Source organism: Rania fehmarnensis (assembly GCF_056494185.1).
In genome coordinates this window covers 1,916,291-1,937,583 of the sequence record NZ_CM151398.1, presented here as the reverse complement: position 1 = coordinate 1,937,583, position 21,293 = coordinate 1,916,291, and the positions used below count along the sequence as shown (strand labels likewise).

Sequence of the window (21,293 nt, the reverse complement as noted above, 5' to 3'; positions counted from 1 at the left end):
CGTCTTGCCAAGTTGGTTAGAGGGTTCGCCTCGCCTGGCGGCTACGGGTTAAACGAGGAAGCCAGGCCAAACTCGGCTACTTGGCTAGACTAGGCTGTTCCAGATCCATTCCCAGATGCGCTGCGGATGTGCGTTTAAATGCACCCAAACTAGCTGACCCGGATACCACGGGGTCTGTCCCCGCACCTGCGCTGGGGACAGACCTGGGGTCTGTCCCTGGAGCGAGGCTTTGATAGCAAAACGCGGAGTCGGGTACTTCAACTTGGAATCGCCACTCTCATCGCTAGCAAACTCGACCGCTAGCGGACCGCCATAACGAGCAGCTAGCGAATCTTGATCGCAGATGTCAGAGCCGCGGGTATCGACTTCTTCCAGGCTGCCCATGCTACCTCGTCCACCGGTCTTGGCTACGGTAACACCCGCGTGGATATAACGAGCGAACAGAGCCGCGTCGCGCTGGCTGGCCGAGGCCACTACCTCCAGTTGGTCCGGGGCCACAATGGTGCACAGTGGTGTGCCCGATTTCACAAAGCGTCCCTCAATCTTGTCCGCCAGGCTCATCAGTAACATGCCCGCGCAGGGTGCGCGTACTTCCAAACCTGCCGCCCGTGACTTGAGTTGCTCGACGTGCGAGGCCAGCGATTCGGTCTTGGCCTGCTCAGCTTGCAGCAATGCTAGCTCTCCTCGTGCGCGCAGAGCATTGGCCTGCTCCTGCGAAGCTTGAAACTTCAATTCCGCGTCGGCCAGTTCCACAAGCAGTTCGTGGTTCTCCAGCCGGGCAATCAAGTCGCCCTCTTCGACCATTTGCCGGTCGGCCATTGGCACGGAGATCAACACTCCTTCGGCAGCCGCGCGAACGGTGGTCGGATCGCCGTAACCCACCACGCCTGGTGCGCTCAAACCTTGGGGGCTCGGCAACATCCCGACCCCAGCTAACACGACCGACAGGGCTCCGGCATACATCCACTGCACGCGGCGTTTAGCTGCCGCTTGTCGCAAGGCCTCAGGAGGTACCAGTCCCGCAGCGACGGCGGCCAACATGCTATTGCGTTTGAGCCACATGGGTCTCACGAACCAACCCCAGACGGCCCACGCGATCACTAATGCTCCCACACCATGCCACACGCTCAGTAGCCACCAGGCCATGCCCACCAGCATCAACATGCGATAGAACATGGTGGTCAAGCCAAACATGGCTAGTCCCACTTGGGCTCCATGCGTGTTGAGTCCGCTGGCGCTATGCATGCGACTGGCTCGCAAACCGAACGGATTGATGACCCGACCTATCACTTCTTTGGCAGCCGCTTGAGCCTCGGTCCACAAGTTAGGCCGAGACAAATAGTCGCTCAGGATGTAATAGCCATCGAACTTCATCAGCGGGTTACCGTTGAATGCCAACGTCGTAACCGTGCCTAGCGTGGCCACAGCCGCGCACATATATTGAATTTGCAGATTCGAACTACCCAGGGCGACCAGCACAGCGATGGCAGCCACGGCCATCTCGGCCAACATACCGGCTGCGGAAACGAGTACGCGCTGGCGACCGTTGGTTACGCGCCACAGATCTGTCACATCGACATAAGGCACGGGCGCCAAGAAGATGAAGTGCAACCCAGCTGAGCGTATGCGACTACCCGTGCTCACCGCAGCCACCGCGTGCCCCAACTCGTGGCAACACTTCAGCACAAACCAGGCAAACAGCCACCACAGCCGACCGTCTTCTACAAACAACTTTTCGTTTAGCGACCAAAAGCGCTGCGAGCTGCTGATCAAGACCACAACGGCCGTCAGCCACAAACCGGCCATGGCTATACCTGCCGGCCAGCTAACCAACCACAACAGTGGCTTGGCCAGTCGTTCAGTCAATTGACCGGAGAACAATGGCAAGCGAATAAAGAATGGATCGAGGGTCTGAGTCGGCAGCATCGGCTTGACCGGCCGCGGGCTTGGTGGCGCATCGCCGGTCGACTCTTGACGTTCAACCGCTTCGGTAATCAGCAGGCCTTGCTTGGCCAACCAGGCAATCGTAGCGCTGACGCGCTCTTTGGGCTCTTCGAACTTATGCTGAGCCAAGACATGGACGATTTGCTGTGGAGTAATGCCGTTCTGCAAACCACTGGCCACCAGATATTCGGCTTCACCCAGTTTGATAAAGCGGCCGCTCTGCGGATCTTCGACTGCATACCACAAGCGACCACCGCTGAGATGTGGCGTGAATTGCAAACTTGGCAGCAAGCGAAAAGCCGTTGGACTTGCGCTAGGACCTGCGCTAGGGCTGGCGCTCGGACTTGCGGCTGAACTTGTCATTGAATTGGTGGTTGGGTTCATCATGCGGATCGCTTACCAGAACATTTTCTTCAGCAGCCACTGCCAGGGACGATGAAACAGTAGCCAACCGATCGAACGTTGACCGCTCGACATGGTGACCGTGCCTTTCATGCCCGGCTTGAGCTCGCCAGCTCCACCTTCAATCTCCAATTCACCCACAAAGACAATCTGGTCGTCGATCACGCGGGCCCGTGGGTCGATGCGTTCAATCGCTCCGCTCCACAACCGATTGGAATCCGAGTCCACTCGCAGGGTAGCCAGATCTCCCACGTGGATCTCAGGCAAATCTTCGGTGGCCAGGTGAACTTCGACCGTCATGCGTTCCAGCGGTGCAACTTCAAAGAGCGTATCGCCGCGGGAGACGGGTGCACCTTGACTGCGATACCAATCGCCTTGCAGTACAATTCCGTCGATGGGACTGCGCACGGTCAAGCGCTCGAGGTTAGCTTTGATGGCATCGATCCGCACTGCGATCTGTTGCAGCTCGAGTTGGGCCACGCGCATGTTGCCCGACGACTTGCTGGCCATCCCCATATCGCGTTTCTTGGCGGTCGCTTCATATTCGGCTTGAGCCGACTCTAGACTCCAGCGCAGGTCATCTTCATTCAAGCGCGCCAGCACTTGACCTTGATTAACCGTCTCACCGGGCTTGACCAACGATTCCATCATCCGTCCATCCATGGGCGATGACACATAACGGCGCACGGTCGGTTCAATCACGCAGGCGCGGCGCGGCCAGTATGGAATGGGCACAGCCAGGATGATTGCCAGGCCAGCACAGGCTAACATCAATCGCTTGGGATTGGCTTGCCAAAATCCAAACACTTGCGACCAGCGACGAATCCAATGGCGAGCCACATAGTTGTGATGCCAGGCGCGCATCCAGGGACGTAGCTCATCCGCTAACAACTGTCCAGCGCCCGCCAGAGCATCCGCATCGTCTAGAGTCAACGATTCGCGAAACGAGAGTACGCAGCCAAAGCGAGGTTGGCCTGCATCCAGTTCCAGTCCCACGCCCATCACCGCCGTGCTCGACAACTCTCGCTTGGCCTGAACCATCACGGCTGTTAGTGTACCGAACGCTTGCGTAGAACCAATGACACAGGCGCTATGTGCCGCTTCGACCAGCATATTGCGCAGCCACAGGGGCTTGCGTTTGAGTGTGGACCAGGCAGGATCGCTGGAGTGTATATCTTTGGCGTGCCCCATCCTACTTAGGTGACCAATGAAGAGCGTAGCGCCAAAGCGCGCCGATAGTGACTTGAGGAGCGAGTCCATCGCTTCTTGCGTGCCATCGGGCTGAAGTCGATTCCAATCGACGAAGCGATCCAACGTGCAACAGCCGCCACTAGACGAAAATACGCCCTCAGTCGTGTCCACCAACTTGTCCAGTCGGTCGAGACATCCGTTTAGATCATCAGCCTGGAGCTGAAGATCAGCACTAGTTAATAGAGAGTTATCCACAATCCTGCCCGATTGATGGTTTAAGGTCGTCTTTCGCTTAGGCGAAAGAGTTAGTAGGCGCTGCCTTCACCCCGCGAAGGCGACTCACCAGCTATAACGTCGGCGACGATTGCCAAATGAGTTGGCATCGCGAACCCAACACTTCCGACTTGGGATTCTCGACGATGACTTGCATCTCGATCAGCCCGCTTTCGTCGTTAGCAAACGGCAGAACGTAATCGAAGGTGGCCCCCACAGCCTGACCGTTGGATATACGAACTTGAATTTGCTTTTGGTTGGGCAAACGCCGCACTTCTTCATCGGTCAGATAGAACATGGCCTTCATGCGCGATGCATCCGCGATGCGTGCCAACTGCGGAGTGTTCGCCGCCACAAACTCACCGACTTCTTTATGGAGCTTGATGATGACGCCATCGATGGGCGCGCGAATGGTGCGCTCGGACAACTGCTCCTCCAGCTTGCGAACTTGCAGTTCTAACACACGCTTTTCATCCAGCTCACTCTGCATGCGCCCTTCGGCCATCTGCAAATCCACGCGTGCCCGTTCTTCTTCTAGTTCATTGGCCTGGTTCTTCTGGCGCATTTTCGAGAGCATCTCAAGTTTGCGTTTATAAAAGGCCACCTCACCTTTGGCCGTTGTCAGGCGACCCTCAGCAGAGGCTTGCGCACGAGCGGTTTCTAGTTGAATCTCCAGTGATCTGGAGTCCAACAAAGCCAGCGGATCGCCGGTTTTTACATAGTCGCCGACTTTTACATAAAACTGTTGAACAAGTCCGGTCTCAGCAGTCGCTGCGTCGGCTTCTTTCCACGGGCGCAAAATGCCATCGGGCGATGTACTGGTCGAGCCCAGTCCCATCGCTCCCGGCTGTTGTGCAGCCAGTAAGTCAACCGTGGTCATTACGACCAGGATTGCGATGACAGTTGTACGAATCATAATGTCGCGGCCCAGGACGTCCGGGGGAGTACGTTCCACTTCACGAAAACCAGCCTCCACGCTGAATGGCTGGTACTTCGGCTACGCAAGATTAGGTCGGAGTTGCGGATGTCCAACCGCTCACAGGCACATTGGTGTGCAAAACGACATGTTAAGTACAACCTGTAACGGTTATGCCGTAGCCGAAGTCGCCAGACTTTGGACGCACTCACTAACCCATCCAATCCGTAGCCGAAGTCGCCAGACTTTGGAATCGCTACATTGGACGCATCCAATCTCTGGCGAGATCGGCTAAAACCAGAAATCTTCGGCGAGATCGGCTACACTTGACGCGTCCAATCTCTGGCGAGATTGGCTACCACCAGAATCTCTGGCGAGATCGGCTACTATGACTACACTGAAATCTCTCACGTGCCTCGTGTGCGCGCTCATTACCTGCCAACTTGTCGCAGCCCCGCCTAATGTGGTTTTGGTCATGACCGATGATCAGGGTTATGGCGATATCGGTTTTCATGGCAACCAGGAGATACATACTCCTACGATCGACGCACTGGCACGCTCGAGTTTGAGGTTGACCAACTTTCATGTCGAACCCACCTGCGCTGAAACGCGGGCAGCCCTGCTGACCGGTCAATATCCACTGCGCGGTCGCGTGTGGCATACGATCATGGGTCGCAGCATTCTCAGCAGTCAATCAACGACGCTGGCCCAGTTGTTCAAACAAGCAGGCTATCGTACCGGCATGTTCGGCAAGTGGCATTTGGGAGACAACTATCCCTATCGCCCGCAGGATCGTGGCTTCGATGTGACGTTACACCATGGTGGCGGGGGAGTATCGCAGACGCCGGATGTTTGGGGTAATGATTACTTCGATGATGTCTATTGGTCGAGCAGCGAATTGAAGCCCACGCGCGGCTATTGCACCGATGTCTTCTTCGATGCGGCCAAGCAGTTCATAGCTGCTGCAAGCGACCAGCCGTTCTTTTGTTATTTGGCAACCAACGCGCCGCATTCTCCGTATAACGTAGCCGAGCACTACAAGAAACCGTACCTCGACCAAGGTATCGAAGAGCCTCGCGCCAGTTTCTATGGCATGATCACCAACATCGATGACAACCTGGCCAAGTTATTGGCACAGCTTGACCAACGTGGCATCGCCCAGGATACGATCGTCATCTTTATGACAGATAATGGTTCGGCGGCGGGCTTTGTCCAGCGTCCCAACCAAGAAGGTCAACCGCGAGGCTTTAACGCCGGCATGCGTGCGACCAAAGGCAGCCAATATGACGGTGGCCACCGTGTGCCCTGTTTCATTCGTTACGCCAAAGCCTTACCCACCGACCGCGAGTTTGACAAACTGTGCGCGCATATTGACCTGGTGCCGACGCTCGCGCGCCTGTGTAACTTGCAGACCAAATCCGCGCAGCCGTTAGACGGACGGGACCTGGTCGATTACGTCAATGACAAGCAGCCTTGGGTCGAACGCACACACTTCGTTCAATCCCATCGCGTTGCTGAGCCAGTCAAGTATCGCAAGTGCGCGATCTTGACCGATCGTTGGCGATTGGTCGACGGTGAAGAACTATTCGACATGCAAGCTGATCCCGCCCAACAACATCCGCTCGAGGCCAGCCAGCATGTAGAAACGATCGCCAAGCTGCGAGCCGACTACGACGCCTGGTGGCAGCGGATGCAGGTCGACCCCAGAGAGTACTCCAACATTCCCTTAGGCACAGTTGCTGCCCCGCGCGTGCGCTTGACGGGTCACGATTGGCATGGTCCGCAGCCCATTTGGTCCCAGGGCTTTGCTGAAAAGGATCCGGTCACCAATGGATTTTGGGCTGTGGAAGTTGCCCGACCTGGCACTTATCAATTCCTGCTATCGCGTCGACCACTGGATGCCCCGGCTCCGATTCAAGCGGTGCGTGCCAAAGTTCAAGTCGGCGATCAATCGGCCGAAGTGACGCTTGATCCTTCAGCGGTAGTCGCGCCCGTAACCATGCAACTATCTGCCGGCGTGAACAAACTTACCACGGAGTTAACCTCCAGCGATGGCACGGTGCGCGGCGCGTACTTTGTCACCGCCAACTACTTGGGTGAACTGACAAGCGCAGAGGTGAAGGCGGGCTCGCAGTTGCCGACTTGGATCAAAACTGGAGATCGAATTGCCTGGGTAGGCGGCACACTGATCGAACGCGCCGCCGGCAGTGGAGCCCTAGAGACCGAAGTCTTGTTGCGGTCACCACTGGCTGGGCTGACCTTCGTCAATCTTGGTTGGAGCGGCGATGATTTTACAGGTCGAGCCCGGGCGGTATTTGGAGCGGAAGCCGAAGGCACAGCCAGACGCCTGACCGACATCAAAAATTCCGGGGCCAGCTTAGTTGCGATTGCCTATGGCATGAGCGAACTGCTGGACGAAGGTTTTAATGCCCAGCGATTAAAACTATACGCCAGCCAGCTCGATGAATTCATCGGCAGTTTGAAGGCCGAAAGCCTTCGCAGCGTGATTTGTCTGCCACCCAACTTTATCGATGACATCGAGGGTTCCGCTGCCGTTCCGCTCTACCGCGCGACCAGCGCCCACTATCAACAGCATCGACCAGCCATGCTGGATATGCTTCGATCCATGGCCAGCAAACATGAATTGCCAATTGTTGAGTTACCGCCCGTATCGTCCAGTCAATTCGAATCGGGCACGTACTTGAGCATCCAAGGTTATCGAACTTGGGGCACCAACGTTGTAGAGGGTTTTTATACAGACATACCCGACGCGACCTTGCGTTCACGCACTCAGGAACAACAGCTGTATACGCTAGCCAGCCAGTCACAACGCTTATTCTTCGACATGCATCGTCCCGAGAACGAAACGTATCTGCTGCTCTTCCGCAAACATGAACAAGGCAACAACGCTGTAGAGCTCGGTCAGTACCGCGCTCTGCTGGCTGAGAAGCAACTGGAGATGTTACACACTGCCGCCCGGCAATGACGCGAGGGCGCTGGCAAACTTGTCGCATAACCAAGCAGTCGGTTCGGCGCCCACAGAGATGCGCAGCGTGCCGTCGTTGATACCCAACTCAGCTTGCTCTTGAGCGCTTAAACCGCGATGACTAGTGGAGACAGGATAAGAGACTGTCGTCTGAATGTCACCCAGAGAGGGACAAAAGGGAATTTCGGGAGCGAGCGCCTGCAGAACTTGCTCAATTTTTGCGCGGCCACCAGCGACATGGATACACAACATCCAACCGCCTGTCTTTAATTGTCGCTGGGCTAGTTCATACTGTGGATGCGATGGCAGCAGTGGATAGTCCACACCCAGCACTTCGGGCAATTGCTCCATGCGCTGCGCCAGGGCGAACGCACTGTGTGAGGCGGCTGCCAGACGCAACGGTAGACTAGCCAACCCGCGCGAGGTCAGGTAACAGTCCAGCGGACTGGAAGTCATGCCATATAGGCTGATCACTTCAGCCAGTCGCTCAATCAACTGCGGCTCGCGGGCAGCCACCATGCCCACCATGGCATCGCTGTGACCAGAGACGATCTTGGTGAGGCTCTCCATGCAATAGTCCGCACCAAGATCGAGCGGCCGAGCAATCAAATGCGACGCAAAGGTGTTATCGACTAGCAATCGACCACCGACGCGGTGCGTCACCTCGGCGATCTCGCGAATGTCGCTAACCCTCACACGTGGATTGCTGATCGTTTCAATGACGACCAGTGCCGCTCGACTGCTGGCCAACCGCTGCAAGTCTTCGTCGCAGTTGGGATCAAAGGTGCGTGAGAAGACATGCCAGGGACCAAGTCCACTTTGAAAGAGAGATCGCGTCTTGCCGTACAGGTCGCGAGCCAGCCAAACTTCGCTGTGCGGTTTCAGGATGGACCACGCAACCGCAGCGATGGCACTCATGCCTTGGGCAGTGAGCACACAGCCCGCTGCACCGTGCAAGTCCGCTAAGCGATTGGCTAGCGACTGGGCATTGGGATGAGCATCTCGGCGATAGACGAAGTCATCACCTTGCATTCCACGCTGGGCAGCGTCCAGGCTGGGCATGCTCCAGACGCTCGACAGCGTTAGTGGTTCGGCATGAGGCGTCGCGCGACGTTTCATATCCAACCCAACTCGCAAATTGTGACCATCGGCAGGCTAGGCATTCAGGTGTTGCATGGTGGGTTAGAGGGTGCGCCTTGCCTGCGGCTACGGGTTAAACGATTGGGGGCCAGTCCAGTGTTCGCCAGTCCAGTGTTCGCTGGCTCGATTAGCTTACGACCCAAGTGTCGCCACTATTGAATAGTTTATTCAGGTCACCTGCGCCGCGAGCGGCGATGGCACTGTCGATCTGAGCTTGCATCTGCGTTTCAAAGGTCGGCGACTGGACATCGCGGAACACGCCGATCGGCTCAGGGAAGTCGGGCTGACGCATGCGAGCCAGCAGGTACACCAGCGTCGGATCAGCTTGCTCGTCATGGAACAGCAAATCATCTTCGGCTATGCCATTGCCCAAGCTGACTATTTCCGGGCGGAGTCCGTTCAAGCGAATTCCCTTGTCGCGATTCTTGCCGAAGATCAGCGGCTTGCCATGGGCAAGTTCCACTGTCGTGTCTTCGCGAGTGCCACGATCTTGAGCGTAGTTGAAGGCACCATCGTTGAAGACGTTGCAGTTCTGATAAACTTCGACGACCGCGGTACCTTGATGCAGAGCAGCGCGACGCAGCGTTTCACCCAAGTGCTTGATGTGGGTATCAACCGAGCGAGCAATAAACGTCGCTTCGGCACCCAGAGCCACCATGATAGGATTCAGTGGATGGTCGATCGCGCCCATCGGCGTGCTCTTGGTAATCGCACCTGTGGGACTGGTCGGCGAATATTGGCCCTTGGTCAATCCATAGATGCGATTGTTGAATAACACCAAGGTGATGTTCACATTGCGGCGCAGCAAGTGAATGAAGTGATTGCCACCAATCGACAACGAATCACCGTCACCGCTGATAACAAACACCTTCAAATCAGGTCGCGCCAGGCGCAAACCCGTGGCCACCGCTGGCGCGCGACCGTGAATGGAGTGCACGCCATAGGTATTCATGTAGTAAGGAAAACGGCTCGAGCAACCAATGCCGGAGACGAATACGATTTGCTCAGGGGGCAATCCCAACTCTGGCAGCATCTTCTTCATCTGCGCCAAAATGGAATAGTCACCGCAACCTGGGCACCAACGAATATCTTGATCGCTGGCGAAGTCGTTGGCAGTCAGAACTGGTAGTGCTGTACTCATTGCAGTATTTGAAATTTGAATTTTTGAGTTGTTAATAGTTGCGATTCGAAACTTGAGATTAACCGGCGCGGCTTTGGACCAACACGTCGGCGGCGCCTTCGGCGCTCGTCATCTCGAAGATCTTTTCCACCAACTCGGTGACCGTAAACGGCTTGCCTTTGACTTTATTAAAGCCGATGGCATCGACCAGGTACTTGCTGCGAATCAACATGCGCAGCTGGCCATTGTTGAGTTCCGGGATGAGCACCGAGTCGTAGCGACCCAAAATCTGTCCGAGGTTACTTGGGAAAGGATTCATGTGTCGCAGGTGGCAATGAGCGACACTGCGTCCCGATTCGATGGCTTTTTGCACGGCCGTGTAACATGCACCATGCGTACCACCCCATGACAAGACAAGTAGTTCACCTTGCTCGGGGCCGACGACTTGCTGCGGCGGAATCATTTCGGCGACGTTGGCAACTTTTTGCGCGCGAATGTTGGTCATCTTCTGATGATTCTCGGCGTCATAGCTAACGTTGCCAGTGCCATCCTGCTTTTCCAGACCACCGACGCGATGCATGAGTCCCTTGGTACCAGGGATGGCCCAAGGTCGAGCCAGCATTTCATCGCGCGAATACGGCTTGAACGAACCGTCACCCGTATCCACTGGATGGCGAATCGTAATGGGCGGCAGTTTGCTGACGTCTGGAATCAACCAAGGTTCGGCACCATTGGCGATGTATCCATCCGACAACACAACCACAGGGACCATGTAACGCGTAGCAATGCGCCAAGCTTCTACGGCCGTGTTGAAGCAATCGCCAGGACTGCGCGCGGCCAAAACAGGCACGGGGGCTTCGCCGTTGCGGCCGAATAAGACTTGCAACAAGTCGGCTTGTTCGGTCTTGGTTGGCAGACCAGTGCTTGGACCACCGCGTTGGACGTCAATGACCAACAGTGGCAACTCGAGCATCACGGCCAGGCCCATCGCTTCAGCTTTTAGCGCGATACCAGGTCCGCTGCTGGTCGTCACACCCATCGCACCACCATAGGAGGCACCCAGTGCCGAACAAATGGCAGCGATCTCGTCTTCTGCCTGGAACGTGCAGATGCCAAAGTTCTTGTACTTGCACAGTTCATGCAAAATATCGCTGGCCGGCGTAATCGGGTACGAGCCGTACACCAATTTCTTGCCGCTCAGTTGAGCAGCGGCCATGAGACCCCAAGCCAATGCCTGGTTGCCCATGATGTTGCGATACTTGCCGGGAGTCAGATGGGCTGCTTCGACGCGATACGAAATACCGAGTGCTTCGGTGGTTTCACCATAAGCCCAACCCACGTTGAGCGCGCGTTCGTTAGCGGCTGCGATTTGTTCGGTCTTGGAGAACTTGCCGCGAATGAACCGCAGCGTTGCTTCCATATCGCGACCGTAGAGCCAATAGACCAATCCCATCGCAAAGAAGTTACGGCAGCGATCGGATTCTTTGACGCTCAGTCCCAACGAACTGACCGCTTCGCGCGTCAGCTTGGTCATCGGCACTTTAACCAAGCGATACTTTTCCATCGCTGGTTCATCCAGCGGATTGGTCGCCAGGTTAGCGAGCTTCAAATCTTTGTCTTCAAAGCTATCTTCGTTAACGATCAGCAGTCCACCTGGACGCAGATCGTTGATATTGGTCACCAGCGCCGCCGGGTTCATCGCTACGAGTGCATCGAGCGTATCGCCGGGCGTGTGGACTTCGTGGGCTGCGAATTGAACTTGAAAACCGCTCACACCGGCGCGCGTGCCGCGTGGGGCACGAATTTCAGCCGGGAAGTCGGGAAAGGTGGCGACGTCGTTTCCGAGCAAGGCTGAGGTATTGGTCAGCTGTGTTCCGAGAAGTTGCATTCCGTCGCCAGAGTCGCCTACGAGGCGGACCGTGATACCACTCACGGTCTCGACTTGCTTGCCCTCACTCGTCGGTGAGGAGATGTCCTGAGACATTCACGTGGATCCGTTGGAGAGTTAGTTGGGGGTTTTGGCAAAGATTTTCGATTGTATCGAATTTTGGGCTGCCGTAAGTATACGCAATTTTGACAAAAGCCCCGCCAAGTTGCCATGCCAAATTGCCCAGTTAAGCCAAATCCTTTATCCCCTCGCCACCTCCCCAAGGCTTTGCCTTGGGGTCACCTCTCCAGGGCTTTGCCACCTCTCCAAGGCTTTGCCGTGGGGAGGTCGAATCGAGCCTTAGCGAGATTCGGGAGGGGTCTGGGGTTGTTGCCGATCTCGCCGGAGATTGGAGGCCGATGCGTGAAGTGTCCGAAGTCTGGCTGAGAGTGGGGACAGAGCCCCAGTCGATATGCTGGCATTGCGTGCGGATTCCCGTGCGCTTGCTCTGTCCCCAGACTCGATCGGGGACAGACGCCAGGCCTGCGATCAGAAGGTCTGGCGACTTCCGGCTACAGTGGAAATGACGGAGCGGCCCTGGAGAGCCGCTCTACGGGAGAGCGGGGACAGACCCCGAGGCAATATGCTGGCATTGCGTACAGACCGTGCGTGTGCTCTGTCCCCAGACTTGATCGGGGACAGACGTCAGGCTTGCGGTCCGAAGGTCTGGCGACTTCGGCTACGGTGGAAATGACGGAGCGGCCCTGGAGAGCCGCTCTACGGGAGAGCGGGGACAGACCCCGAGGCGATATGCAGTGCCCCCTCCCGCAGACTTCGGCTAAACGCCTCGTCTGCGACCTCCCCCGCTGCGCGGGGGAGGTGACAGTCACCTCTCCAAGGCTTTGCCTTGGGGAGGTCGAATCGAGCCGTAGCGAGATTCGGGAGGGGTCTGGGCGGTGGAGGCGAAGCCGGGAGTGGTGACAGCCGGTAGAATATTGAATTAGAGGGTGCTAAGCCGCTGAGGACAGCTGCTCTACGATGCGGCTCTACAGTTGTTGCTCTTCGAAAGCCAATACGCCATGTTTTCAACTGGACATCGCCATGCATTCGAGTCTCTGGGGGCGCGTAGGCGTGAGGGTTTGGTGGTGTCGTCGCGGCGCAATATGCTCAAAGCTGGCCTGGGGGGTATGGCTGGGATCACGCTGCCTGGACTGCTGGCCCAGCGCGCTGTGGCAGGCCCGGCCCGCGAGGGTAAAGCGAAAAGTGTCATTCTGTTATGGATGGCAGGTGGCCCAAGTCATATAGACACTTGGGATCCTAAGCCCGATCGGCCTTATCAAAATCGCGGCCCTTTTGGTGTGATATCGACCAAATTGCCGGGCGTGCAGATCTGCCAGCACTTGCCCAAGCAGGCCGCCATGCTGGACAAGTTTACGCTCATACGTTCGGTGGATGCCAAGTTCAGCAACCATGAACCCAACATGGTTTTCCAAACTGGGAACCTCGACGCTGAACCTCGAACCAACGCCGAAGCGGAAACCTACCCGGCCATCGCTTCGATCATCGCGCAGCAGCGCGGTAGCGGGACGAGTGGTTTACCGCCCTATGTAGGCTTTTACAGGTCGCGTTCGCATATCGCTTTTGGTGGCTCGATTGGTCAGCAGTACGATCCCTTCCAAGGCAATTCCGCTGCTCAGCTACCGATCTATGACACGGTGGGTAACGATTCAGGCAAGAAGTCGTCGGCTGAGATGTTTCAATTCCCAGGTGGCCTGAACTTTGATCGCTTGCAAGACCGGCGTCGCTTGCTGCTGGACCTGGATTCGATGCGCCGCCAAATCGATGCGTCCGGCACGATGGAAGCGACCGATGTTTTTCAGCAGCAGGCCGTCGATTTGTTGCTCGGCGAAAAAGCTCGACAAGCCTTTGATTTGTCGCGTGAACCCGACGAAGTGCGTCAGCGTTACGGCCAGCATCTGTGGTGCCAGCAAGCCTTGTTGGCTCGGCGATTGGTCCAGGCCGGGGTGGCCTTTGTCACGCTGGACCTGAGTTATCATCCGGCCAGTGGCACGTGGGACAATCATGGCGACAACATTCCGCCATACGGTGGCATTTCGCGCGGACTAAAGCCACTTCTGCCGCTATTTGATCATTTGCTTACGACGCTGGTCAGCGATTTAGAAGCCTGTGGCCAGCTGGATGATGTGCTAGTGATTGCAATGGGTGAGTTTGGGCGCACGCCCAACATGGGCACGCAAGGCAGCACTGACGGTCGCGACCATTGGCCGAATATTATGTCGATGTGCCTGGCCGGTGGTGGCCTGCGGCACGGCCAGGTGATTGGAGCCAGCGAGCGTGACGGCGGCTCAATCAAAGAACGCCCCGTCCGCCCAGGCGACCTGGCTGCCACCCTATACAAATACTTTGGCGTCCCACTGAACACCCAATACATCGACCACCGCGGCCGACCTCGCAATGTTGTAGAACAAGGCGAGCCAATCGGTGAGTTGTTTTGAATGGATGTTGTTTGGATTTTGTGTTGAGTGGATATTGTTTTGAGAGGCTAGTTGTCTTCGTTTAACCCGTAGCCGACAGGCTAGGCGCACCCTCTAACACATGTTCGCGTTTACCTCAGCATCCGCTTGCTCCGGAACAATGAAACGGCCAACTCGTTAATTCAGCAAGCCGAATGAAAAACTGGGATGGAAGCCTGCGCCACAAGGTTTCGCGAATAGTCACAAACTGCCTATCTGGGGGCAAGAACCGAACATTGCACTGGGCAAACGTAGCGGCGGCGATGCGTTCTGTGTATGCTAGCACCGATTTGAAATCGTGACCCTTTACCAACTCACACAGAAACTCTCAATCACACTATGACCAGTACAACTGACTCGGGAGCCGTACCCAATGCGCTTCGCCTGTTGCTGGGCGGCTTTCTGGCTATCTTGGCGGCGGGCGTAGGCTTTGCTATCCGTGGCGGCATCCTGGATAACTGGGCTGCCGACTTTAATTTTACATCTACGGAACTGGGCCTGATCAACGGTGCGGGATTCACCGGGTTCTGCTTTGGAATCATCATCGGCGGGATCGTCGTCGACAAGCTCGGCTACGGCAAGCTGGTGTTTGCGGCGTTTGGCTTTCACCTCTTGTCTGCCTTGGTCGCCTTCGGTGCAACAGCCGGCATGTCGACCGAAACCGCCTTCAATTATCTATTCATCGGTACGTTCTTGTTCGCCCTTGCCAATGGAACGTTAGAAGCTGTGGCCAATCCACTGGTGGCTACTATCTTCCCCAACAATCGCACGCATTATCTGAACATTCTGCACGCATCCTGGCCATTGGGCTTGGTGCTGGGTAGCGTGGCTGGTTGGATCCTGGACGACCAGTACAAGATTCATTGGAAGTATCAGTTAGCGTTATTCCTAATACCCACCATCATTTACGGTTTGATGTTCCTCGGACAGAAATATCCCAAGAGCGAAGCCTCAGCCAAAGGTCTGAGCTTGGGTGAAATGTTCCGCGATGTGGGCGTGCTTGGTTCAGCGATCATCGGTCTCTTTATCGGCTTGTTCGTTAACAACTCATTGGGACCATTGCTTTCCGGACTGACGGGTTCCGACTTCTTCGCTGGCGCGACTTGGATGTACATCTCGATTGCAGTCGGGGGCGCGGTGTTCTTAGGCTTCAGTGGGCTGGCCAACTGGTCGATTGGGGCAGGATTATTGGTTGTCTTGTTCTTGACTCACATCTTGGTCGGCGCGGTTGAATTAGGTACCGACGGTTGGATTCAGAACATCACCGGAAATATTCTCAGCAGCGAACAAGGCAAGATCTTGTTCGCATTCACCTCGCTAACAATGTTCTTGTTGCGATTCTGCGCTGACTTCATTGAGAAGAAATTGAAGATTACACCAGTAGCATTGCTATTAATCTGTGCAATTTTGGCCTGTATCGGTCTGAACATGGTTAGTGGAATCACGTCTTTCGCAGGTGCCCTACTGGCCCTTACGATTTACGGTATTGGCAAGACATTCTTCTGGCCCACGATGCTGGCCGTCGCCTCTGACCGCTTTCCGCGCACTGGCGCTGTAGCCATCTCGATTATGGGTGGCCTGGGCATGATGAGTGCCGGTCTCTTGGGGTCAGTGGGCTTGGGCTATGCCAAAGATCGTTTTGCTGGTGCCGCACTGCAGAAGAGCGATGCCGCCCTATATCAAGAATACAAGGCTGACAAACCCAGCCAGTTCTTGGTCTTCGAAGAAACCTACGGGCTAGATAACGCCAAGCTAGGCGATATCAATAAGAAACTTGAGGCCATTCGTACGAAGATCGCAGAAGAGAAGGGCGACGTGTCAACCGCTCCCTCGCAACTGGAACCTGCAGATCAAAAGGTCTACCAGGCCAGCATCGAAGGCGACCGACAGACGTTGCGAGCCGATTCGTTCATCCCACTGACCATGGCAGTCATTTATTTGCTGATGCTCATCTACTTCAAGTCGATTGGCGGTTATAAACGCGTTACGATTGAAGGCGAGCCTTCGTCGGGGCACTGAGGTGCATCCAGCCGCACTTGATCCAGACCAACTCTTGGCGGCGTGTGACATTCAGTTCACGCGCCGCAGTGGTCCTGGCGGGCAGAATCGCAACAAAGTAGAAACGGCCGTTGTGCTGACGCATCGGCCCACTGGTCTGATCGCTCAAGCTGCTGAGGAGCGTTCGCAAGCTGAAAACCGTCGCCAGGCCATCACGCGCTTGCGATTGAAATTGGCTGTCGAGCACCGGCAGTCGCCTCTGCCTGAGCGCTCGGCTCTGTGGTCGCAACGCACGGCCAACGGTCGCATTTCGGTTGCCGCAGACCATACTGACTTGCCGAGTCTCTTGGCCGAAGCCCTCGATGTGCTGGCTGCTCATCAATACGTGGCCAGCGATGCGGCGGCGGATCTCAAGCTCAGTTCGTCACAGCTAGTCGGACTACTGCGCATGCATCCGCCCGCACTGGCTGTGTTAAACAATCAACGCCTGGCCGTTGGCAAGCCGCCCCTTCGATAAGTAGCCGAAGTCGCCAGACTTTGGACAGACCAGTAGCCGAAGTCGCCAGACTTTGGACGCGTCGAGCTCGGGTTCATCCAATCTCTGGCGAGATCGGCTACGAAACCAATGCTAGCAACAGTTAAAATTCCAGAGTGCATTGAAGTGCCATCCCCTTGGAGAGCCGATTAAGGGTAAGATGGTGTCGAAAATCCGCCAGGAAATTGCGGACGAAAGTACTGTTTATTAGCTGGTGAGCTAGGATGGCTGGGACCATGCAGGGCCGTAAGTTTCGCTTGACAAGTTCTCGAGCTCTGGTGCTCGACATCGCGCATATTGCCAAACAAGTGCCGGCCTTTCCGGTCGAACGTTGGTTCGATATGGGAGCCGTGGCCGCAGCCCGCTCGCAAGCTGCGCCGCGCATTTCTTGGGTGACCCTGTTCGTCAAAGCTTACGGACTGGTCAGCCGTCAGATGCCCCAATTGCGCACCCACTTTCTGAAGTACCCGATTGCTCACTACTATCAAGCGCCTGGGAGCGTTGTGAGCGTTTCGATCAATCGCTTCTACGAAGGACAAGATCGATTGTTTTGGGGTCGTTTCTATCAACCCGAAAACTTGCGACTGGTCGATCTACAAGCGGAGCTGGATCTGTATTGTCAGGGTGATGTCTACGAGGTGTTCAAGCGTCAGATGTTGGCCGCCAAGTTCCCGACGATCATGCGCCGTTTCTTCTGGTGGTGGCGCATGAACTTCGAACCACAAAAACGAGCCCGACGTTTGGGCACGGGTAGTATTTCGGTACTGGCAGGGCAGGGCGTTTACAATCGCCTGCATCCTTGCATTTTGACGTCGACGCTGGCCTACGGTCCGGTGCAAGCGGATGGACGCATGTGGGTTACCTTGCAGTGCGACCATCGCGTCATCGACGGCGTCGCCGCCGCCGAAGCGCTCAACATGTTCGAACGCGTCCTGACCGGCGAGTTGTTAGGTGAGCTAGAACTGCTGCGCCACAACCAACGCCAAGTGGCCTGAACCAAGTCACTTACACCCGATGTCTCCCCCGATCTTAAGCGAGGACACACCACTTGTCTTTTTGCTAGCGTCACCCACACGCGCGGCGACAGACCCGGTGCGCGTCAAGTGTCTGTCCCCCGGTCGATCCGCTCCGCTAACTCAAGTCTTACACCCGACGTCTGTCCCCAGATCTTGAGCGAACTCAAGTCTTACACCCGACGTCTGTCCCCAGATCTTGAGCGCGTAAGCGCGGGGACACGCCACTGGTCTTTTTGCTAGCGTCACGCATACGCGCGCGGGGACAGACCCGGTGCGCGTCAAGCGTCTGTCCCCGATAGTAGAGCGGCTGTCCCCAGCCGCTCGGCACCCTCTAACCCAAGCCACTTCAAACCAGACGTCTGTCCCCCCGGGCGCGACCAGGGACAGAGCACCCGCATAACCAGAAACCAATGCCAGCAAATCAAACCGGGGTCTGTCCCCGATAGTAGAGCGGCTGTTGGGTTTGAGGCGACTTGGGTTATAGGGTGCCGAGCGGCTGAGGACAGCCGCTCTACGACCGGGGACAGACCCGGTGCAGTTTTCTGAAGTTGCCCGCAGTTGAGCGGCGCAGGCGGAGCCTGCAAGGCAGTGGGTTACCAGGCAGAGCCTGGTAACCAGGCCAGGACAACCGGGGCTAACGCCGGCTAACGCCCTCGACTTAGTGACAGTGTCTGCTCTACGATTGCCAGGCGTTGATCGAGCGGGCCGCCTACGCGGGTGTAGGACACATGGCGATGTTGCAACTCAGCTTCGATCTGACGCTGAAAGGCTTCGCGAAACACCGCGCCCGAACGATCCCAAGTGTCATCGTAGGGAATGTCGGGCAAACATAGAAAGTAGTGATCGTATCTCCGGGGCGCTTCATCTGCCAGCTTCTCCAAACGAGCATCGCAGGCATCGTGATAGTACATCGAGAAACATCGCGTGATGATGGCTTCGGTATCGACAAACAAAAACCGCCGCGCGGACTTGGCAGCAACATCTTCACGTTCGCGATGCCCGATGCCAATCTCGTAGAGTTGCTCCAAGGTTAAGCGGCGATCGACTTGATGCTCTTGCCAATACTCGCGACCGTATTCGGGTACCCACACGGTGTCATGTTTCGCAGCCAAGGTCTCGCAGAGCGTCGTCTTACCGGTCGAAGGCGCTCCGACGAACACGACATGTTTTACTAAGTCACGATAGACGAGCTGGGCAAGATGATGGCGCTGCGCGAACGGGTCTTGGCGAACGGCTGTACCACTGATCGCCACCTGGCTGCGGGTTTCATCGACGCGGCGGTCGATAACGCCTAGAGCTTGACTGACATGCTGGCCATAAAATTCGCTGCTATAAAAATGAGTTAGTGGCCAGCGCGAGCCTCCCGGCAAATACTCTTTCAATCGCTTCCGCAAATACGCATCATGTTCAGCCGTGATGGCCGGATCATCGCTAACCTCCAGCGGTCCATCCCAAGCCTCCAGCACTTCGACTTGCGGATACAACTGCCGAATCCAATGAACGCGTGTAGGCAGCGGTATCTCGGTCACCAGCGGAACGTCGTAAATCAGCACCACGACGCGATCCATTTCCGCCAGCGCGGTTTCGATCAGCAACTGATGTCCGCGATGCAAAGGAGCGAATTTGCCCAGGATCAAACCCGTTTTCATATTCTCAACATTCGATTGATTAACGCAGAGTCCGAATTGGACGAGTCGACATACTTAGCGAACCCGCAATTCTCGCCGCCAGGTAATCCAACCCTGCGTGGCCATGCCCAAAAACGCCACGTACAATCCTACGGTCGGCCACAGGCCTTGAGCACTGAATACGATGATGCTCAAGATATTAACGGCAATCCACAGCCACCAATTCTCGAGCTGCCTGTGAATGAGCAGCCACTGAGCTACCAGACTGAATCCAGTGAGGGTCGCGTCGGCCAGCGGCCAGGTCGCGTGAGTGAATCGCTGCATGAACCACCCGAGGACCAGCGAGATAGCGACAGCAGCTAGCAGGGCTATGGTCCTGTGAGGCCAGCTGAGTTGTTGAACTTCAATTCGCTCGCTGAGGCCGTTGGCATGATGTTGGCCATCGTGGTGTTGGCTTTCCCCAAGATTGTGCGCCGCCCCGTGCTGGGCAGCGGCGAGCGACTTTTTCCACTGCAACCAGCCATGCACTTGCAGGAGGGCAAAGACAATTTGTAGCCCCGTTTGCGAGTACAGCCGCGCATCGTAGAACACCTTGGTGTACAACAACACTTGCATCAGTCCAATTGGCCAACACCAGACGCTGCGCATAATGGTTAACGCGACGGCCAGTAGACCACACACTGCTGCTAGGACTTCCAGGATGCTCAAGCCGTCGGCTCCTCAAGGCAATCAGCGTTATTCTTTGGTGGTGGTCGTGCGCGTCACTACGCTCTGCCCAATGGCGTGTCAGTATTGTGGCTATAGCCGCCACGTTACGCGAGACCGCAGCTCTTTATCCGCAGCCACCCTGGCGCAGTTTGGGCAAGCGCTTCACCAATACCAGTCGGCCACGGGCCGCAGCATCCTGGTCTGTTGGTTGGGTGGTGAGCCGTATCTTTGGCCTGATCTGTGGCCAGTCACCCAGCTGTATCGCGACGAGTATAACTTACCCATCGGCGTGACTACGTCAGCAGTAAATCTAGACACCCTGGCGATCCAACAAAATACGCTGCGCTGGATTGACGAGCTGACCATCAGCGTCGACGGCCTGGCGGCTCATCACGAGTGGGCGCGGCAATCACCTGGCAGCTGGCCACGACTGCGACAGACGGTTCAAAAACTGGCCCGAATCCGCGCCGATTTTTCACCGATTTTACGTGCCAATTTGGTGCTCATGCGTTCCAACATCGACCGATTTGCCGCGATATGCCACGAATTGGCGACGTGGGGTTTTGACGAGCTGACCTTTAATCAACTCGGCGGCCTCGATCGCCCCGAATTCTATCCCGACAACCGCATCTTGCCCGCCCAGTGGCTAAGCTTTCGGGAACAGTTGCCGACCTTGCGTACGGCGCTCTCCACCAGCGGAGTCGTTATCGCAGGCTCAGAAGCCTACCTCGATCGACTGCAAGCGACCACCATGGGCCACGCCATTCCAGTCGCTGATTGCACGCCAGGACAAGAATTCTGGTTCATCGATGAAGTGGGCCGACTAAGTCCTTGCAGCTACACTAGCCATGCTTACTCCATACCCATCGATGAACTGACTACGACAGAACAGCTGTTGCAAATTCCCGACCGGCTAAAGACCTTAAGACAACACACTCGCTGCCAGGCCTGCGCTGACTGCCATGCCACGCATTGGTTCGACAAGTTCCGTCCCATCAATGTGGCATAGCACAATGTGGCATAGGCTTCCAGCCT

At 56.3% G+C, this 21,293-nt stretch carries 14 protein-coding genes; 6 read left to right on the top strand and 8 right to left on the bottom strand.

Annotation, left to right across the window (positions count from 1 at the left end):
• Positions 1-84: 84 nt before the first annotated feature.
• The 3 genes from SH573x_RS06220 to SH573x_RS06210 form a co-directional block, all read right to left on the bottom strand.
• Positions 85-2,331 (bottom strand): site-2 protease family protein, encoded by a 2,247-nt coding sequence (locus SH573x_RS06220; RefSeq protein WP_479353465.1) that lies wholly within the window; start codon positions 2,329-2,331, stop codon positions 85-87.
• A 9-nt stretch (positions 2,332-2,340) separates the two neighbouring features.
• Positions 2,341-3,792, bottom strand: coding sequence for an efflux RND transporter periplasmic adaptor subunit (locus SH573x_RS06215; protein WP_479353464.1), 1,452 nt, complete (start codon positions 3,790-3,792; stop codon positions 2,341-2,343).
• 91 nt (positions 3,793-3,883) lie between these two features.
• Positions 3,884-4,726, bottom strand: a complete 843-nt coding sequence (locus SH573x_RS06210; protein WP_479353463.1) for an efflux RND transporter periplasmic adaptor subunit — start codon at positions 4,724-4,726, stop codon at positions 3,884-3,886.
• A gap of 388 nt (positions 4,727-5,114) precedes the next feature.
• Between SH573x_RS06210 and SH573x_RS06205 the strand changes: the two genes are divergently transcribed.
• Complete coding sequence (locus SH573x_RS06205) at positions 5,115-7,712, top strand: sulfatase-like hydrolase/transferase (protein ID WP_479353462.1); 2,598 nt, start codon at positions 5,115-5,117, stop codon at positions 7,710-7,712.
• On the opposite strand, the gene SH573x_RS06200 is transcribed toward SH573x_RS06205, so the two are convergent.
• The 3 genes from SH573x_RS06200 to SH573x_RS06190 all read right to left on the bottom strand — a co-directional run bounded on the left by SH573x_RS06200 (position 7,689) and on the right by SH573x_RS06190 (position 11,956).
• Positions 7,689-8,831, bottom strand: a complete 1,143-nt coding sequence (locus SH573x_RS06200) for a trans-sulfuration enzyme family protein (protein WP_479353461.1) — start codon at positions 8,829-8,831, stop codon at positions 7,689-7,691. The genes SH573x_RS06205 and SH573x_RS06200 overlap by 24 nt on opposite strands.
• 148 nt (positions 8,832-8,979) lie before the next feature.
• A complete protein-coding gene (locus tag SH573x_RS06195; protein ID WP_479353460.1) occupies positions 8,980-9,993 on the bottom strand; it encodes a 2-oxoacid:ferredoxin oxidoreductase subunit beta in 1,014 nt (337 codons plus the stop codon).
• 58 nt (positions 9,994-10,051) lie between these two features.
• Positions 10,052-11,956, bottom strand: coding sequence for a 2-oxoacid:acceptor oxidoreductase subunit alpha (locus SH573x_RS06190; RefSeq protein WP_479353459.1), 1,905 nt, complete (start codon positions 11,954-11,956; stop codon positions 10,052-10,054).
• A 962-nt stretch (positions 11,957-12,918) separates the two neighbouring features.
• Between SH573x_RS06190 and SH573x_RS06185 the strand changes: the two genes are divergently transcribed.
• The 4 genes from SH573x_RS06185 to SH573x_RS06170 all read left to right on the top strand — a co-directional run bounded on the left by SH573x_RS06185 (position 12,919) and on the right by SH573x_RS06170 (position 17,901).
• A complete protein-coding gene (locus SH573x_RS06185; protein WP_479353458.1) occupies positions 12,919-14,355 on the top strand; it encodes a DUF1501 domain-containing protein in 1,437 nt (478 codons plus the stop codon).
• 357 nt (positions 14,356-14,712) lie between these two features.
• Positions 14,713-16,392, top strand: a complete 1,680-nt coding sequence (locus SH573x_RS06180) for an MFS transporter (RefSeq protein ID WP_479353457.1) — start codon at positions 14,713-14,715, stop codon at positions 16,390-16,392.
• A gap of 1 nt (position 16,393) precedes the next feature.
• Positions 16,394-16,888: a peptide chain release factor family protein gene (locus SH573x_RS06175; RefSeq protein ID WP_479353456.1), complete on the top strand. Its 495-nt coding sequence runs from the start codon at positions 16,394-16,396 to the stop codon at positions 16,886-16,888.
• Positions 16,889-17,142: 254 nt separating this feature from the next.
• A complete protein-coding gene (locus tag SH573x_RS06170) occupies positions 17,143-17,901 on the top strand; it encodes a hypothetical protein (RefSeq protein WP_479353455.1) in 759 nt (252 codons plus the stop codon).
• Positions 17,902-18,566: 665 nt separating this feature from the next.
• Here the strand turns inward: SH573x_RS06170 and SH573x_RS06165 are convergent.
• Both SH573x_RS06165 and pnuC read right to left on the bottom strand, forming a co-directional pair.
• Positions 18,567-19,571 (bottom strand): AAA family ATPase, encoded by a 1,005-nt coding sequence (locus tag SH573x_RS06165; RefSeq protein WP_479353454.1) that lies wholly within the window; start codon positions 19,569-19,571, stop codon positions 18,567-18,569.
• 54 nt (positions 19,572-19,625) lie between these two features.
• Positions 19,626-20,258, bottom strand: coding sequence for a nicotinamide riboside transporter PnuC (gene pnuC, locus SH573x_RS06160; RefSeq protein ID WP_479353453.1), 633 nt, complete (start codon positions 20,256-20,258; stop codon positions 19,626-19,628).
• On the opposite strand from pnuC, the gene SH573x_RS06155 reads away from it, so the two are divergent.
• Entirely contained in the window at positions 20,251-21,267 is a 1,017-nt protein-coding gene (locus SH573x_RS06155) for a radical SAM protein (protein ID WP_479353452.1), read from the top strand. The genes pnuC and SH573x_RS06155 overlap by 8 nt on opposite strands.
• Positions 21,268-21,293: the final 26 nt, after the last annotated feature.

What these genes read in the sequence shown, in the direction of transcription:
- SH573x_RS06190 (WP_479353459.1), bottom strand. Translation starts at nt 11,956, where the DNA reads ATGTCTCAGGACATCTCCTCACCGACGAGTGAGGGCAAGCAAGTCGAG.
- SH573x_RS06205 (WP_479353462.1), top strand. Translation starts at nt 5,115, where the DNA reads ATGACTACACTGAAATCTCTCACGTGCCTCGTGTGCGCGCTCATTACC.
- SH573x_RS06165 (WP_479353454.1), bottom strand. Translation starts at nt 19,571, where the DNA reads ATGAAAACGGGTTTGATCCTGGGCAAATTCGCTCCTTTGCATCGCGGA.
- SH573x_RS06155 (WP_479353452.1), top strand. Translation starts at nt 20,251, where the DNA reads ATGCTCAAGCCGTCGGCTCCTCAAGGCAATCAGCGTTATTCTTTGGTG.
- SH573x_RS06170 (WP_479353455.1), top strand. Translation starts at nt 17,143, where the DNA reads ATGCAGGGCCGTAAGTTTCGCTTGACAAGTTCTCGAGCTCTGGTGCTC.
- SH573x_RS06195 (WP_479353460.1), bottom strand. Translation starts at nt 9,993, where the DNA reads ATGAGTACAGCACTACCAGTTCTGACTGCCAACGACTTCGCCAGCGAT.
- SH573x_RS06185 (WP_479353458.1), top strand. Translation starts at nt 12,919, where the DNA reads ATGTTTTCAACTGGACATCGCCATGCATTCGAGTCTCTGGGGGCGCGT.
- SH573x_RS06180 (WP_479353457.1), top strand. Translation starts at nt 14,713, where the DNA reads ATGACCAGTACAACTGACTCGGGAGCCGTACCCAATGCGCTTCGCCTG.
- SH573x_RS06210 (WP_479353463.1), bottom strand. Translation starts at nt 4,726, where the DNA reads ATGATTCGTACAACTGTCATCGCAATCCTGGTCGTAATGACCACGGTT.
- SH573x_RS06220 (WP_479353465.1), bottom strand. Translation starts at nt 2,331, where the DNA reads ATGATGAACCCAACCACCAATTCAATGACAAGTTCAGCCGCAAGTCCG.
- SH573x_RS06200 (WP_479353461.1), bottom strand. Translation starts at nt 8,831, where the DNA reads ATGAAACGTCGCGCGACGCCTCATGCCGAACCACTAACGCTGTCGAGC.